Origin of the sequence: Microbacterium arabinogalactanolyticum, from assembly GCF_030268005.1 — a bacterium.
In the GTDB taxonomy this organism is placed as follows: domain Bacteria; phylum Actinomycetota; class Actinomycetes; order Actinomycetales; family Microbacteriaceae; genus Microbacterium; species Microbacterium arabinogalactanolyticum.
The window spans coordinates 323,512-337,444 of record NZ_BRZC01000004.1; the positions used below are offsets into that span (position 1 = coordinate 323,512).

The 13,933-nt window shown below is 67.9% G+C and carries 18 protein-coding genes and 1 tRNA gene; 9 read left to right on the forward strand and 10 right to left on the reverse strand.

Annotated elements, in window-relative coordinates; translation table 11 throughout:
- Positions 1–45 precede the first annotated feature (45 nt).
- Together MIAR_RS06000 and MIAR_RS06005 are read left to right on the forward strand one after the other, a co-directional pair.
- The gene (locus MIAR_RS06000; RefSeq protein WP_285632786.1) at positions 46–519 is read left to right on the forward strand and encodes a carboxymuconolactone decarboxylase family protein; all 474 of its coding nucleotides are present in this window, start codon (positions 46–48) and stop codon (positions 517–519) included.
- On the forward strand, positions 516–878 hold the full coding sequence (locus tag MIAR_RS06005; RefSeq protein ID WP_285632789.1) for a GNAT family N-acetyltransferase: 363 nt from the start codon (positions 516–518) through the stop codon (positions 876–878). Before MIAR_RS06000 ends, MIAR_RS06005 begins: the two co-directional genes overlap by 4 nt.
- A 17-nt stretch (positions 879–895) precedes the next feature.
- Here MIAR_RS06005 and MIAR_RS06010 read toward each other — a convergent pair whose 3' ends face one another.
- Entirely contained in the window at positions 896–1,891 is a 996-nt protein-coding gene (locus tag MIAR_RS06010) for a pirin family protein (protein ID WP_285632792.1), read from the reverse strand.
- Positions 1,892–2,218: 327 nt separating this feature from the next.
- On the opposite strand from MIAR_RS06010, the gene MIAR_RS06015 reads away from it, so the two are divergent.
- Entirely contained in the window at positions 2,219–3,586 is a 1,368-nt protein-coding gene (locus tag MIAR_RS06015) for an amidohydrolase (protein WP_285632795.1), read from the forward strand.
- Between the two features lie 67 nt (positions 3,587–3,653).
- On the opposite strand, the gene MIAR_RS06020 is transcribed toward MIAR_RS06015, so the two are convergent.
- Positions 3,654–4,007: a hypothetical protein gene (locus tag MIAR_RS06020; RefSeq protein WP_285632798.1), complete on the reverse strand. Its 354-nt coding sequence runs from the start codon at positions 4,005–4,007 to the stop codon at positions 3,654–3,656.
- Between the two features lie 180 nt (positions 4,008–4,187).
- Here MIAR_RS06020 and MIAR_RS06025 point away from each other — a divergent pair, with 180 nt between their 5' ends.
- Positions 4,188–4,571 carry a hypothetical protein gene (locus tag MIAR_RS06025; RefSeq protein WP_285632801.1) on the forward strand — a complete coding sequence of 128 codons (384 nt, stop codon included), beginning with the start codon at positions 4,188–4,190 and terminating at the stop codon, positions 4,569–4,571.
- 14 nt (positions 4,572–4,585) lie between these two features.
- Here the strand turns inward: MIAR_RS06025 and MIAR_RS06030 are convergent, their stop codons facing one another.
- Entirely contained in the window at positions 4,586–5,173 is a 588-nt protein-coding gene (locus MIAR_RS06030; RefSeq protein ID WP_285632804.1) for a HutD/Ves family protein, read from the reverse strand.
- A gap of 43 nt (positions 5,174–5,216) precedes the next feature.
- Here MIAR_RS06030 and MIAR_RS06035 point away from each other — a divergent pair, with 43 nt between their 5' ends.
- Positions 5,217–5,960: a GH25 family lysozyme gene (locus MIAR_RS06035; protein WP_285632807.1), complete on the forward strand. Its 744-nt coding sequence runs from the start codon at positions 5,217–5,219 to the stop codon at positions 5,958–5,960.
- 22 nt (positions 5,961–5,982) lie between these two features.
- Here MIAR_RS06035 and MIAR_RS06040 read toward each other — a convergent pair whose 3' ends face one another.
- A complete protein-coding gene (locus tag MIAR_RS06040; RefSeq protein ID WP_285632810.1) occupies positions 5,983–6,393 on the reverse strand; it encodes a hypothetical protein in 411 nt (136 codons plus the stop codon).
- A 74-nt stretch (positions 6,394–6,467) separates the two neighbouring features.
- Here MIAR_RS06040 and MIAR_RS06045 point away from each other — a divergent pair, with 74 nt between their 5' ends.
- The 4 genes from MIAR_RS06045 to MIAR_RS06060 all read left to right on the forward strand — a co-directional run bounded on the left by MIAR_RS06045 (position 6,468) and on the right by MIAR_RS06060 (position 8,774).
- The gene (locus MIAR_RS06045) at positions 6,468–7,058 is read left to right on the forward strand and encodes an LOG family protein (RefSeq protein WP_285632813.1); all 591 of its coding nucleotides are present in this window, start codon (positions 6,468–6,470) and stop codon (positions 7,056–7,058) included.
- Between the two features lie 38 nt (positions 7,059–7,096).
- On the forward strand, positions 7,097–7,579 hold the full coding sequence (locus MIAR_RS06050) for an SRPBCC domain-containing protein (RefSeq protein ID WP_285632816.1): 483 nt from the start codon (positions 7,097–7,099) through the stop codon (positions 7,577–7,579).
- Positions 7,576–7,890 (forward strand): ArsR/SmtB family transcription factor, encoded by a 315-nt coding sequence (locus MIAR_RS06055; RefSeq protein WP_285632819.1) that lies wholly within the window; start codon positions 7,576–7,578, stop codon positions 7,888–7,890. Before MIAR_RS06050 ends, MIAR_RS06055 begins: the two co-directional genes overlap by 4 nt.
- Before the next feature lie 89 nt (positions 7,891–7,979).
- Positions 7,980–8,774, forward strand: coding sequence for an SDR family NAD(P)-dependent oxidoreductase (locus MIAR_RS06060; RefSeq protein WP_285632822.1), 795 nt, complete (start codon positions 7,980–7,982; stop codon positions 8,772–8,774).
- Positions 8,775–8,940: 166 nt separating this feature from the next.
- Here the strand turns inward: MIAR_RS06060 and MIAR_RS06065 are convergent, their stop codons facing one another.
- The 6 genes from MIAR_RS06065 to MIAR_RS06090 all read right to left on the reverse strand — a co-directional run bounded on the left by MIAR_RS06065 (position 8,941) and on the right by MIAR_RS06090 (position 13,929).
- Positions 8,941–9,978, reverse strand: a complete 1,038-nt coding sequence (locus MIAR_RS06065; protein ID WP_285632825.1) for a diacylglycerol/lipid kinase family protein — start codon at positions 9,976–9,978, stop codon at positions 8,941–8,943.
- Positions 9,975–11,075 carry a fatty acid desaturase family protein gene (locus tag MIAR_RS06070; protein WP_285632828.1) on the reverse strand — a complete coding sequence of 367 codons (1,101 nt, stop codon included), beginning with the start codon at positions 11,073–11,075 and terminating at the stop codon, positions 9,975–9,977. The genes MIAR_RS06065 and MIAR_RS06070 overlap by 4 nt, the downstream gene beginning before the upstream one ends.
- A gap of 33 nt (positions 11,076–11,108) precedes the next feature.
- Positions 11,109–11,660: a hypothetical protein gene (locus MIAR_RS06075; protein ID WP_285632831.1), complete on the reverse strand. Its 552-nt coding sequence runs from the start codon at positions 11,658–11,660 to the stop codon at positions 11,109–11,111.
- A gap of 200 nt (positions 11,661–11,860) precedes the next feature.
- Positions 11,861–11,935 (reverse strand) — tRNA-Gln (locus MIAR_RS06080).
- A gap of 99 nt (positions 11,936–12,034) precedes the next feature.
- Positions 12,035–12,529 carry a lipocalin family protein gene (locus MIAR_RS06085; RefSeq protein WP_285632834.1) on the reverse strand — a complete coding sequence of 165 codons (495 nt, stop codon included), beginning with the start codon at positions 12,527–12,529 and terminating at the stop codon, positions 12,035–12,037.
- 92 nt (positions 12,530–12,621) lie between these two features.
- Entirely contained in the window at positions 12,622–13,929 is a 1,308-nt protein-coding gene (locus MIAR_RS06090; RefSeq protein ID WP_285632837.1) for a threonine/serine exporter family protein, read from the reverse strand.
- Between the last annotated feature and the right edge of the window lie 4 nt (positions 13,930–13,933).

Sequence of the window (13,933 nt, forward strand, 5' to 3'; positions counted from 1 at the left end):
GCTGAGAGCGGGCCCGGCCCGCATCCCGAGCATCCGAGGAGAGCCATGCGTCCGTATCTGGACAAGTCCGCACCCGACGTCTGGAAGGCGGTCAGCGCCTTCTCCGCGACGGTCAAGCAGCATGCGGCGGCCGCCGGCCTGTCGGTGCAGGAGTCCGAGTACATCAAGCTGCGCGCGTCGCAACTGAACGCCTGCGCCTACTGCCTCGATGTGCACTCCCGCGAGTCCCGGGAGGCCGGCATCGTGCAGCAGAAGATCGACCTGCTGCCGGCCTGGCGCGAGAGCGCCCTCTACACCGAGCGCGAGAAGGCGGTGCTGGCCGTGGCGGAGGCGGCGACGCGGATGCCGCTGAGCGAGGAGTCCAAGGCCGATCTGGCCGGCGCCGCCGCGGTGCTGGGCGAGCAGGCATTCGCCGCCGCCCAGTGGGTCGCGATCACGATCAACGCGTTCAACCGCGTCTCCATCCTCAGTGAGCACCCGGTGCGTCCGCGCGGGGTCGACGGAAAGGTGCTGTCATGACGGACGAGCGCTTCACCGTGCAGGATCTCCCCGCCGAATCGCGCTACGTGCTGATCGACCGCGGCGAGGACGGCACGGATTCCAAGGAGATCGGCGAGGAGTCGTACGTGGATGTCGGGGACGAGCGCGTGCTCTTCCACACCGGCGTATCCGAGGACTACGCAGGTCAGGGCCTGGCATCGAAGCTCGTGCGCGCGGTCGTCGACGACGTGGTGGCGGCAGGTAAGTCGATCGTGCCCGTGTGCCCGTACGTCGCGGCGTGGATGCCGAAGCATCCGGAGTACGACGAGCACGTCGTGGCGCGCCGGGCGGACCACATCGCGGCGATCAGGGCGCAGGAGGAGGGCCGCGAGGCCTGACCCCTGCGGCGGTGCGCCTACTCCCGTGCGCGCAGCCGGATGGTGGGCATCGGCGGTGCGGGGAGCGGGGCGAGCTGCCCCTCGGCGTACGGGCCGAACAGCTCCGGCTTTCCGGCGTCCCTGGGGTCCGCCGGCTCGAATCCCAGCTCGGCCTGATAGCGACGGCGGAACTCGACGATCTCGTCGTGGCTGCGGCCGATGAAGTTCCACCACATCACGATCTGCTCCCCCAGCGGCACGCCGCCGAGCAGGATCACCCTGGCACCCTCGGGCCCTGCCGCGATCCGCATGGTGTCGGCGCCGGTGGGCGTGTAGCCGAGCTCGCGGTGCCGTACCGGCGTGTCGTTGACCATGATCGACCCGCTCTCGGCGAGGGCGGCGTGCTCGAAGTCACGACGCACGTCGAGCACGACCTGCGCGCCCGGCTCCAGCACCAGCTCGGCTCCCAGCAGATCAGGGGTGCGGGTGTCGACTGGGGAGGTCGACCCCGCCAGTGAGCCGATGAACACGCGGATGCTCACGCCCTGCAGTTCCACTGGTTCCGGCGCATAGTGCGCGAACGCGTGCTCGGAGAACCTCGTGGACTCGGGCAGGGCGTACCAGAGCTGCACGCCGTGCAGCACGGTCGTGTCGGGGGTGCTGATCTCCTGGTGGGTGATGCCCTGCCCGGCGATCATCAGGTTGAGCTCGCCGGGGAGCACGGGAGCAGCGACCCCGTTGGAGTCGAGGTGGTCGATGCGGCCGGTGAAAAGCCACGAGACGGTCGCGAGTCCGGTGTGCGGATGCCGCGGGACCTCCATGCCGCCGGTGTCGGCCACGTCATCCGGCCCGTAGTGGTCCAGGAAGCACCACGCCCCGACCAGCGAGCGCTGCTTCTGCGGCAGGGTGCGGTAGACGGTCATCGCGCGGATGCCGCCGAGTGGCACCTCACGAGGGGTGAGCACCTCGACGTCGGTGCACAGCGCACCCGGTTCCAGCACGCTCTCCGTCGGGTTCGACTCCTGGTTGCTCATCCGGGTTCTCCTCGGCATCCGTGACGCGACTCCTGCCAGCGTAGCCAGTCCCGCGGGCGGTCGGGTCGCGGGGCCTCAGTCGCTGCTGATCGCGGGAGAGCAGCACGCCGACCAGGACGCCGATGGCCGGCATCACGTCCCCGTCGAACGTCGGAAGAAGGAGGAAAATTGGCATACCAAACGTCGAAGTCCCATTGCCCGAACCTCCGCCATCTGCGCGCCGAGCTTTCCGACAGCAGTAATCCCCGCTATCGCTGCCCCGACAGTCTGGTATACCAAATGGGTAGCCGACATTCCGGACCTGCAACGACGCACGAGGAGAACACAATGGAAGACACCGACCCCAAGCCCGAACTGAAGGCGTCCCGCAGACAGCTGCTCCGCGGCGGAGCCGCCCTCGCCGTCGCGACGGCAGGCTCCGGGCTCCTGAGCGCCGCAGCCGCGGCACCCGCAGCCGCTGCGAACGGCACGGGCCCGGACACCCGCGGCCCCGGCGACGCAGAGGTCGTGGTGCTGCGCAACGTGCGCCCGTTCGGCGAGAGCGCGCGCGATCTGATCTGTCACGGCGGCGTCCTCGTCGACAGGATCCCGCAGGGCAAGCGCGTGTTCGAGATCAACGGCCGCGGCCGGCTCGCCCTCCCGACGCTCGTGGACGCCCACATCCACCCGGACAAGACCGGCTGGGGCGAGAAGTGGCAGAGCCGCCAGCCCGCCGCGGACCGCATGGTGAAGGCGGCGCAGGACGTCGAGTTCGCCAAGGCCCTGTCACGACCCACGGCCGAGCGCGCACTGGGGCTGCTGCAGCACGCGGTGGCGATGGGCACGCGCGGCGTGCGCGCGCACGCCGACGTCGCCCCGGCCTACGGCCTGAGCGGCCTGGAAGGCCTTCGCGCCGCACAGCAGAAGCTGAAGCTGAAGGGGATCCTCGACATGCAGGTCGTCGGTTTCCCGCAGCACGGCGTGCTGCGCGCCCCCGGAACCGCAGAGCTGCTCGAGCGCGCGGCCGCCGAGGGACTGCTCGACTACGTCGGCGGCATCGATCCGACGGCGTTCGAGGGCGCCGACCGCGCATCCGAGCAGCTGGATGTGCTGTTCCGCATCGCGACCTCACACGGTGTCGGCCTCGACATGCACATCCACGAGTCGGGCGAGCTCGGTATCGCGACCATCCGCGACATCCTCGCGCGCGCACGCGCCGCAGGCCTCACCGGCGGCGAGGTGACCATCAGCCACGCCTACGCGATCGCATCGCTGCCGGTCTCCGAGCAGGAGCGGATCGCCGACGAGATCGCTGCGGTCGGGGTCAAGCTCACCACGGTCTCCCCCAGCCCCAGCAGCGTGCTCCCGCATCGCCGGCTCCGCGAGCACGGCGTGCACGTCGGGCTCGGGTCCGACGGAGTCCGCGACAACTGGAGCCCGTTCGGCAACGCCGACATGCTGCACCGGACGTGGATCCTCGGCTGGTCGACCGGCGCTCGCCTGGACGACGAGCTGGAGAGCGGCTTCGACCTGGCCAGCGCCGGAGGCGCAGAGGTGATGGAGCTCCCGGAGTCCACGCTGAAGGTGGGTGCCCCGGCGGACCTGATGGTCATCGACGGCGAGAACATACCGCAGGTCGTGATCGATCAGCCTCGGCGCGACTACGTCCTGCGCAGCGGCGTGGTCGTCGCCCGGGACGGCGAGATGGTGGTCTGAGCGAAGCGCGACCGGACTCGGGGCGTCGGATGCCGGGCATCCGGCGCCCCCGGCGCCTGCGCGGCGCCTACTCGGACTTCTCGTCGATCTTCTCGAGCAGGTCCTTGAAGGCCTTCTCGATCGATGCGTGGTCGTACTGCCCGGCGCGGCTCTCCGCCGAGATCACGGCGCAGCGATGCAGCTTCCGGAAGTCGCCGAACGGGAAGCTGTAGCGCCCCTTCGTCCCCTTGGTGGCATCGGTGTCCTCACCGAGGTGCCATCGCGCGAACTCCCTCATGCCGTGCTTGTCGATGAAGTCGTTCTCGTCGTCCGTGCTCGGCGCGTGCTCGCTCCAGTCATCGCGCTCGTCGTGGACGACATCTCCCGAGCGCAGCAGACCGCGGGCGTGCGAGAGCGCGTCCTCATTCAATCGGACGGTCATGTTTCCACTCCTCTCCGCGCGCGTCCCCGTCGGGACGCCGCCGCCTCCGACGATGCCTCGGGCTGCGGTCGCCTCGAAGGGGGTGGCACGCGTCGCTCGGGAGTGCTAGCGGCATAGCGCGAATCCAGCCCCGCGTCCAGCCCGTCGACGGCATCCGTCCGGTGGCGGATGCTGAGGCGCATGACCCAGCAGAGCTCCGGACGGCGCAGACGGCGAACGCGTGTGCCCGGTTCGCCGTCCGATCCGACCTCGGTGACCGACCAGCCGGCGCTGCGGAGTTCGTCGGGAGCGGTGTGGCTGATCTCCTCCGGCGTGTTCGTGGCGGTCTGCCTGGTGCCGCTGATCGGCATCGTCGCCGTGCGCAGCGCGGCGGCTCCCGTCGCGATCGTCGCGATCGTGCTGCTCGTGGGGCTTCTCGCCGCGGAGTTCGTCATGCGCGTGCTGATCTCCGCGCCGCTTCAGCGGCTGCGCTGGCTCGCCGCCTGCATGCTGTCCATGGCCGTCGTGGCGCTGATCGCGATGATGGTCTGCGTCTCGATCGTCTGGTCTTCGGCGCTGCACTGACCGCGTCGGCGGGGTCAGCCGAGCGGATGCCGTCGGGCCGCGATCCGGGCGACGGCGAACCTGCCACGCACGTCGGCGGATGCGGATGCGGATGCGGATGCGGATGCGGATGCGGATGCCCCGAGCATCACGGAGTCGAGTCGAGCCAGCGACCTTCCGTCGACCAGCGCGGTGTCGCCGAGAGCCACGAGGATGACGATTCCATCGCCCGCTTCTGTGACGCCCGGATCGTCGACGCACCGCACGTCGCTCTCCCAGGTGTCACGACGGGCCATCACGTTGAGGTCGAGGAAACCCGCCTCGCGCGGGCTGGCGGTCACCTCGGCCTCGCCGTCGAAGACGACGATCCCCTCAGGGGCGAGGACCAGGTCGCGCCCGTCGATGCGCAGCTCCACCGCGCCGGGGCCGAGTGCGACCTGACCTCGACGCACGCCGGGGTACGGGCTGTACGGCTGCGTGCCCGTGATCTCCGCGATGCTGACGCGCCAGGTCCACACACCGGCATCCGTCGCGTCATCGAACAGGTTCCGCGTGACGCCGCGCCCGTTCTTCCACGGCGTCGGCGGGATGGCGGAGTACTCGACGATGAGGGGCGCGTTCATGATGCGTCCAGTCTCGCGCAACCGCGGGTGCCAGACTGTGCGCATGTCCCCGAGCCGCCGAGTGGGAAAGCGCCTGATCGTGATCGCCGCGAGCATCGTCGCGGCGCTCGGCATCCTCGCTGTCCTGGTCTTCAACGGAGTGCTCTGGCCGGCTCGCCTGTTCGCCGCGTCGTATCCCGTGCGCGGGGTCGACATCTCGAGCTATCAGGGCGACGTCGACTGGGACGAACTCGCGTCGCAGGACATCGACTTCGCGTACATCAAGGCGACGGAGGGCTCGAAGTCGACCGACTCGCGTTTCTCCGCGAACTGGGCGGGCGCCTCTCGCACCGACCTGCTGATCGGCGCGTACCACTTCGTGAGTTTCGAGAGCACCGGCGAAGCGCAGGCCGCGCACATCATCGAGACGGTCCCGAAGGGAGCCACCCTCCCGATCGCGCTGGATCTCGAGTACTACGGAGACTTCTTCGCCCACCCGCCGACGCGCACGCAGGTCGAAGCGATCCTGGAGCCGCTGCTGCGGCTGCTCGAAGAGCACTACGGTTCGCCGCCCGTCATCTACGCCACGTCCTCGGCCTACGACCGCTATCTGTCCGGCGGCTACGCGGACACTCCGATCTGGATCCGATCGATCGTCCTGCCTCCGACGCTCGACGACGGACGCGACTGGACGATCTGGCAGTACTCCGATCACGACCGCCTCCGGGGCTACGCCGGCGTCGAGCAGTACATCGACATGAACGTCTTCCACGGCACCCGCGAGGAGCTGGCGGCGCTCGCGAAGTGAGAGGGCGCCGCTCCCGCACTTGTCAGCGAGTGATCACGCGCGGCGCCTCGTCCTCGAATCCGCTGCGGATCGCCACTCTCGTCCAGGGGACGGGCGCATCCTCGAACACGGGCTCCAGAACCCGCCACATCGCTTCGCCGTCGCCTCCCACGAAGTAGAGCTCGTAACTGTGGTCTCCGATCTCGTTGCCGTCGATCATCCCCAAGCCGGCCTCAGTGAGTGCCTCGTCCGCGGCGAGCTCGGTCTCCAGCAGCGCATCCATGATCCCCAGGTCGAACTCGAGGTCGGTGTCGTCGAAGACCACCACGACCCAGTCGTCTCCCGGCGGCGCCACCTGCGCTTCGGAGGACGCGGGTTCCGATGACGAGCACGCCGCGAGGGACGCGGTCGACAGCAGAATCACCACGGGCAGTACCCAACGTCGAAGGCGCATGCACAGAGACTATGGGAGAACGGCGTGTCCGCCGGTGAGCGTGGCCCGCCGTTCCCGCTTCCTAAGCTGGGAGGGTGAACATCTGCGTCTTCCTCTCCGCATCCGATCTCGACGAGCGCTATACCCGTGCCGCTCAGCAGCTCGGACGGCTGATCGGCGAGCAGGGTCACACGCTGGTCTGGGGCGCGAGCGATGTGGGTCTGATGAAGGTCCTCGCCGATGCGGTCGACTCCGCGGGTGGCCGGCTCGTGGGCATCTCGGTCGGGTTCCTCGCGGCGAAGGCACGGCAGCTGCAGTCACCGAACGAGCTGATCGTCGGCGCCGACCTCGCCGAACGCAAGGCGACGCTGCTGACGCGCAGCGATGCCGTGGTGATCATGGTCGGCGGCAGCGGCACGCTCGACGAGGCGACCGATGTGCTCGAGCTGCGCAAGCACGGCATCTACGACGGCCCGGTCGTCGTGCTGAACACGGACGGCTTCTACGACGGCCTGCAGCAGCAATTCGCCCGCATGGACGCGGAAGGCTTCCTCCCCGTCCCGCTCGCTCAGCTGTGCACCTTCGTGGATCAGCCGGAGGAGGCTCTCGCGGTCATCGAGCAGCACGCCCCCGACAAGGCGGTAGGCGCCTCTCTTCGCACCGCTGCAGCCCGGAAGTTGCACTAGAGTCGGGGCGAGCGCTTGTGCGCAGAAGGAGAGATGGCATGGAGAGCGTGACCGGCAACGAGGCGTCCACCATCGACGAGCAGACCTTCACCGTCACCCGGAGCATCTCCATAGCCGCACCGATCGAGAAGGTCTGGCGCGCGATCACCGAGCCCGAGCACATCTCCCGCTGGTTCGGGCAGACCCTCTTCGACGGCGCCGGGCGCGGTGCACAGGGCACGATGACGTTCGAAGGCCACGACGCCGTGCCGATCCGCATAGAGCAGATCGACGCACCGCGCGCCGTGACCTACCGCTGGTGCAACGACAACGCCCTCGACTCGCCTCCGAGCACTCTCGATGAGGCGCATTCGACGGTGTTCACCTTCACCCTCGAGGTGGAAGGGGCGGGAACGCGGTTGACGGTCGTCGAAGCGGGCTTCGAGAGCACCTCCGCCCCGCTGCTGAACCTCCAGAGGCATCGCGTCGGCTGGGACGAGGAACTCGACAAGCTCATCGCTCTGTTCGAGGTCCAGGCATGACTCGCACGCTGGTTCCCGTGCTCGCCGCTCTGGGCGATGACACCCGGTGGAGCATCCTCGCCGCGCTCGGCGAAGGCAACGCCTCTGCGTCGGCACTCGCGCAGCGACTCCCGGTGACCCGACAGGCCATCGCAAAGCACCTGGCCGTCCTCAGCGACGTCGGCGTCGTCGAACCCGTGCGCGTCGGCCGCGAAGTCCGGTACCGCGTCGTCGGCGCGACGCTCAGTGCCACGGCGAACCGACTTGACGCGATCGGACGCGAGTGGGAGCAGCGCCTGGCCGCCATCAAGGAGATCGCCGAAGACCACTAGGCCGTGGCCGATTGATCTGCAACCCTGCTATTGCAGAAGTTCCTCCATAGTGCAATCCTTTAGTTGCACAATATGGAGAGGAGCGGCACATGCTGCTTGAGGACAAGGTGGCCGTGATCCACGGTGGGGGCGGTTCGATCGGAGCTGCGACGGCGCGCGCCTTCGCACGCGAGGGCGCGCGGCTGTTTCTTGCGGGCAGATCGCTGCCACGCCTGGAGGCGGCGGCCGAAGAAGCCAGAGCCGCGGGCGCAGAGGTCGAGGTCGCCGTCGTCGACGCGTCTGATCAGGCGGCGGTCGACCACCACGCGGACGAGGTGGCGGAGAAGGCAGGACGCATCGACATCGCGCTGAACGCGGTCGGCTTCGACCATGCACAAGGGCTGGCGATCGCCGAGACCTCGCTGGAGGACTACCTGTATCCGATCATGGGGTACCTGCAGACGAACTTCGTGACAGCCAAGGCCGCGGCGCGGCACATGGTCGCCCAGCGCAGCGGAGTGCTCCTGACCGTCTCCACGCCCGGCGCCCGCCTGTCGGGCCGGGGGCTCATCGGCAACGCCGCCCAGTCGGCGGGACTCGAGGGCTTCTCCCGCGCTCTCGCCGGCGAACTCGGCCCCGACGGCGTGCGCGTGGTCTGCGTGCGCCCGCACGCCATCTCCGACGCGCTCACGACGTCGTACACCCATGAGATGTTCGGACGCATCGCGTCCGCCTCGGGCCTTCCGATGGACGACTGGCTCGATGGCCTCGCCGGCACGACGGCGCTCGGCCGCCTGCCCGTGCTCGACGAGGTGGCCGAGTACCTCGCATTCGCCGCCTCCGATCGCGCAGCCTCGATGACAGGCGTGATCGCGAACCTCTCGGCAGGAGCACTGGTCGACTGAATGACGTCGTCCGGAAGTCTCCGAGTCCGCGAAAAATGTGCCATGCACGGGAGCCCCTGGCCAGAAGGCGAGCCGCTGCCGGCAACTGGCCGAACACCCGAGGATGTAGCCAGATCGATCCGGGACATGTCGATCGCATGTGCATTCGCATGACGACCCTGGGCCCCTATTCAGCTGACGACGGCCGCGGTGTTGCCGGGTTCTCCTGTGTCGCCCTCGGCGGGGTGGGAATCCTCACCTGAAGTGCCCCCGGGCGGACGCGGACGCGAACTCGAGTGATGCTGCCGAAGCTGTCGCCGTCGAGTTCCATGAGATGCGGCGCGTCGAAACGGGCCTCGAACCGGCGCCCTTGGACGTAGGCGAGCGAATGGAGATCCGGCCTCTGTTGAAGAAGCCTACGGCTGACCCAGGAACGACGAGCGATGCCCTGCAGCGTGAGACGGGTTCCGATCCGCGCCCACGTGAACCGCCCTGTTGGGCGCATCATCACGACATCCAGCAGCCCATCGTCGATGAGCGCAGCCGGGATCAGGAGCATATTCCCCGTCAACGTCCCGCAGTTGCCCACGATGACCGTGTGCGCCCGCGTCGACCTCATTCGACCGCCGTCGATCCGATAGTCGAGGTGAAAGAGCTTGTTCGCGATGACCGAGCGGGCGATCGGCGTGACGTAGGCGAACCATCCCAGATGCCGCTTCGCCGTCGCGCTCGTGCTCTTAGCCATCTCCGCATCCAGTCCGATGCCGGCCATGACTGCGAACGCGTGTGCCCTCCGGGCCCCGCTCTCGTCCTCGAAGTCAACCGCACCGATGTCAATGGCTCGATCGTCACCTGAGAACGCGGCCGAGACGCCTGCTGCGATGTCGTTGAGCGGAACGCCGAGCTCTCGGGCAAGGAGATTGCCGGTACCCGCTGGCACCAACGCGATGGGAACGTCCTTCCCTTGCATCACCTCCACGACAACTCGGACCGTCCCATCGCCGCCCGCGATCATCACGACAGCAGGCAGGGATGCGAGGGCGTCTTCTGCGGCCGCCCGGCCCGAGTCGTCGCTGCTGGTCTCGTACCAGCGCGTCTGCGCCCACCCCTGCCGGGCCTCTTCCTCGGCGACCAGATGGCGAAGTCTCTCGATCGGCGCCTTCACAGGGTGGTAGACGACGGCCGCATGCGGCCGCACGACTGCCGAGAGACCGAGTGCGCTCACCGCGGGTCTGTGCCGACGTAGCGTCGCTGCTCAACCAGAGGGCAGGTGAACACATCGCGCTCCCCGAGCCCGACTCGGTTGATGTACCGCACAACGATCGCATAGGAGGCCAGCAGCCCGGTCTGCGTATAGGGAACGTCGTGACTCCGGCAGTACGCGGCGACGATAGGCGCCGCTTCACGTAGATGAGGGCGCGGCATGGAGGGGAACAGATGGTGTTCGATCTGATAGTTCAGCCCACCCATGACCGTGTCAAGCAGACGTCCACCGCGGATGTTCCGACTCATCATCACTTGACGGCGCAGAAAGTCGAAGTTCGCATCCTGTGGCACGATCGGCATCCCCTTGTGGTTCGGGGCGAACGAGACCCCCATGTAGAAACCGAAGATTCCGAGTTGAACCGCAAGGAACACGAACGCGATTCCCGGCGACAGTACGAGGAAGACCAGTAGCGGAAACCCCACGAGGCACACCAGGAGGAAGCCGATCTCGAACCATCGCCGATCCAACCGTTCCCGCGTCACCGCCCGGCGAACGCCCGACGCATGCAGTGAAACGCCCTCCAGAAGCAGGAGCGGGAAGAAGAAAATACCCTGGTGGGACCGGACCCACGACAGCACCCGTCCCCTCGGCACCGCATGAGCCGGCACGACGACGATCACCGGGAGTTCGATGTCCGGATCGGCGCCCAGCTTGTTCGGATTCGCATGATGACGTGTGTGCTTGTGCTGCCACCACCCGTAGCTCATACCCACCAGAAGGTCGCCGAGAACGAGGCTCACCCAGTCGTTCCACTTGCCCGAAACGAAGATCTGTCGATGCGCACAGTCGTGCCCGAGAAAGGCAATCTGCGTGAACAAGACCGCCAGGAACGCAGCAGTGAACAGCTGCCACCACGTGTCACCGATCACGACGAACACCGCCAGGGAGCCCAGGAGCATCAGAGGCAGCCCGATCAGCTTCGACCAGTAGTGCCCATACCGGCGTCGCAACAGCCCCTTCTCCCGGATGATCTTCGCCAAGGCGGTGAAATCACTCCCGCTACGACCACCAGCGCGGTCGAGCGGACGCGGTGTTGTCTTGCGGAACTCGTCCATGGGGTTCTCCCCCTCCCGTGACCGCGGACCTGATCAGCGGCCGTGACCACCCTCAGCAGTCCAGTCGTCGATCCGTGCGCGGTCATCGGTCGTCGAAGAGTCGTGATCCGACGAGTCCCCCGGCTCCGGACGCCGATCGACAGAGGTAGCGAAGATCACGGACCGCGCGAGCAGCGCTACGGAGGCCGCCCTGACGTGCTCTCCAGCCGCCTCCTCCTGGAAGCGGACTGCTGCTGCGTCCTGCTTGGCCTTCACCCCGGCGCTGATCTCCGCGAGCCGGTCGGCGAGCACACCGGCGAGGCCGTCGCGAAGCTCCTCGAGGTTGGTGTTCGCTATCTCCAACCGCCGATCCGAGATCGTCACTTCGACTGTCGGGTAGCCCGCCTTCGCGAGGCGATCACGCGTCTCGCTCCCCAGAATCGCCGTGATCTCGCCTCGTTCGGGTCGGCGGGTGAAGACTGCCTCTACGGTGTAGCGCTCCGGGGCTGCTTCGGTCATCAGCGCAGGAGGCAACGAACCCACCAGCACCGATCCCAGGCCCAGCGTGGGGACATCTGCGTCGCTCGTTCGTGTCTGCGTTTCCATATCACGACCGTACGCTTCTATTCTGAACGCCTCACAGGTTCGCGCAATTCATGCATGTCATCGAGGAATCCAGGCCCGTCGGCTGCTCCTGCGCTGTATTCTCGGTCGATCTCTCGAAGGACTGGACCCTGTGACTCGCAGAGCGGCGCTTCAGAGACAACGCACGCTCGAGCACATGCTCGTGAATTAGCCTGACTGTATGGCTGGGGTACCTGGACTCGAACCAAGAACAACTGAACCAGAATCAGCCGTGTTGCCAATTACACCATACCCCAAGGGCGAAACCGGAGCCTCGCACCGAGAGTCAAGCTTACCTGAGGCGCTCGCAGATGGCGAATCGACACGATCCACCCGGGCGTGGCGAGTCTCCGCCGTCAGACGGCGACCACCTGCCCGGACTGCGCCGGCCGGATCCACGGGTCCAGATCGAAGCCCTGGTCGCGCGCGGTGTCGAAAAACGACCGCTCCACGGCATCCTCGACCTGCGGTTCGCGGGAGAGCAGCCACAGATGCTTCCGGTCAGGCGTGCCGACAAGCGCGTGCCGGTACTCGTCGTCCACCCGCAGCACCCAGTAGTCCGCCTTGGTGAACGGGATCCATCGCAGCGCCTCGGGCAGGAACGTCACCTGCAGGCGGCCCGGATGCTCAGCATCGGGCACCGCCTGCCCCAGAGCCCGCGTGGGCTTGCCGTCCTCATCGCGGCAGCGGTTGTCCACGGTCACCGTCCCGTCTTCGGCCATCGTGTACTCCGCGGTCACATCGGTGGCGCGGTCGTCCTCGAAGCGCAGCGGCAGCCGGCCGACCTCGAACCACAGGCCCAGATACCGCCGCAGCTCAAGTGCGGGCACGGAACGCACGTCATCCGTCATGATGCTCCTCCTCTGCTCCCCCGTCACACTACGGATCGGATGCCGGCGACAGAACGGGGTTGCGCCCCTCGCTGCCGGTGACTAGAGGACGCTCAAAGCTCGCCCATCCGTGCGGGCTTCGCCCAGCGCAGGAACACCGTGGACCGCGTGATCCGCGCGAGATCCGCGAGCAGGGCGCCGACCTTGGTGCCGATGCACAGGCTCAGGAACATCATCGGCGCCGACACGAGCGCCTGTGCGTCGAAGCTGGCCAGCGAGACCAGGCCGACGGTGCCCGGGACGAGCAGCAGGAACGCCGGCTGGAAGGACACCGTGGCCGGGATCGCGATCGTCAGACGCTCCAGCACGCGCGCGGCCACGAACAGCACCGCCGCCGCGATGCCGGTCGCGACGACGCTGCCGACCACGGGACTGAACAGTGCCAGCACCGCATAGGTCCCCGCCATCACGACCACGCACACGACGGTGAGACGGAATCCCGATCCGAAGGCGAGCCCGATGCCGATCGCCAGCACGATCACCGCCAGCCACGCGGACCACAGCGGCGGCAGCGCCTCCCACCCCCCGCGATCGGTGGACAGCTGCACGGCCTCCCCCACCAGAGCGGCAGATGCCGAGTCAACGCGCAGACCGGTGAGCAACGCTCCCGAATAGACCCCCGCAGCCATGAACGCGAGCATGATCAGCCCGTACATCAGGCGGGACGCACCCGTGACTATGTCGGTGGAGGTCAGCTCCAGCAGGGCGTTCGTGATCAGTGCGCCGGGTACGAGGATCGCCACCGGCGCGCACACCGCGAACAGCGGCACCGGCCCGAGATCCAGCCAGCCCGCGACAGTGCCCACCAGGATCGTCGAGACGAACGCCGAGACGAAGGGGGCGACGGCCGCCGCGGCCCGAACACGCATCATCAGCATCGTGAGACCGCCGACCAGCAGCCCCACGAGCAGTGCCAGCACGATCGCCCACCAGGGGCAGCGGAACAGCCACGCCAGAGACAGCGACAGCAGCCCGCATCCGATCACGCTCTGCAGCGCGGGACGATGCCTCGGCGTCGCCCGGATGGCGGCCATCCGGGCCGGGGCCTCGGCCAGTGGCACAGCACCCGACTCGAGCCCGTGCACCAGCCTGCTGGCCTTCGCCGACTGACGGAACGTCAGCGCCTCGCCCTTGCCGATGACGGTGGTCGTCGCCGATGACGCGCCGGGACGGCTCACCATCACCATCTCCGGCAGGATCGCGAACTCGAGGGATGCCTGCGGAGTCGACGCCGCGCGCCGCCCGACCTGCTCGAGCGAGCCGCGCACATCCGTCACGGAGACGCCGCACTCCAGCAGCAAAACGCCGAGGTCGCCGAGGATGACATCCGTCTCGGCTGCCGGAGGCGCGGCGTCCGTCACCGGA

Bases quoted from the DNA above. Each gene is read 5' to 3' on its own strand.
- MIAR_RS06005 (WP_285632789.1), top strand. From the start codon at position 516: ATGACGGACGAGCGCTTCACCGTGCAGGATCTCCCCGCCGAATCGCGC.
- MIAR_RS06070 (WP_285632828.1), bottom strand. From the start codon at position 11,075: ATGGACGAGTTCCGCAAGACAACACCGCGTCCGCTCGACCGCGCTGGT.
- MIAR_RS06060 (WP_285632822.1), top strand. From the start codon at position 7,980: ATGCTGCTTGAGGACAAGGTGGCCGTGATCCACGGTGGGGGCGGTTCG.
- MIAR_RS06050 (WP_285632816.1), top strand. From the start codon at position 7,097: ATGGAGAGCGTGACCGGCAACGAGGCGTCCACCATCGACGAGCAGACC.
- MIAR_RS06010 (WP_285632792.1), bottom strand. From the start codon at position 1,891: ATGAGCAACCAGGAGTCGAACCCGACGGAGAGCGTGCTGGAACCGGGT.
- MIAR_RS06015 (WP_285632795.1), top strand. From the start codon at position 2,219: ATGGAAGACACCGACCCCAAGCCCGAACTGAAGGCGTCCCGCAGACAG.
- MIAR_RS06035 (WP_285632807.1), top strand. From the start codon at position 5,217: ATGTCCCCGAGCCGCCGAGTGGGAAAGCGCCTGATCGTGATCGCCGCG.
- MIAR_RS06055 (WP_285632819.1), top strand. From the start codon at position 7,576: ATGACTCGCACGCTGGTTCCCGTGCTCGCCGCTCTGGGCGATGACACC.
- MIAR_RS06025 (WP_285632801.1), top strand. From the start codon at position 4,188: ATGACCCAGCAGAGCTCCGGACGGCGCAGACGGCGAACGCGTGTGCCC.
- MIAR_RS06075 (WP_285632831.1), bottom strand. From the start codon at position 11,660: ATGGAAACGCAGACACGAACGAGCGACGCAGATGTCCCCACGCTGGGC.
- MIAR_RS06040 (WP_285632810.1), bottom strand. From the start codon at position 6,393: ATGCGCCTTCGACGTTGGGTACTGCCCGTGGTGATTCTGCTGTCGACC.
- MIAR_RS06020 (WP_285632798.1), bottom strand. From the start codon at position 4,007: ATGACCGTCCGATTGAATGAGGACGCGCTCTCGCACGCCCGCGGTCTG.
- MIAR_RS06085 (WP_285632834.1), bottom strand. From the start codon at position 12,529: ATGACGGATGACGTGCGTTCCGTGCCCGCACTTGAGCTGCGGCGGTAT.
- MIAR_RS06030 (WP_285632804.1), bottom strand. From the start codon at position 5,173: ATGAACGCGCCCCTCATCGTCGAGTACTCCGCCATCCCGCCGACGCCG.
- MIAR_RS06000 (WP_285632786.1), top strand. From the start codon at position 46: ATGCGTCCGTATCTGGACAAGTCCGCACCCGACGTCTGGAAGGCGGTC.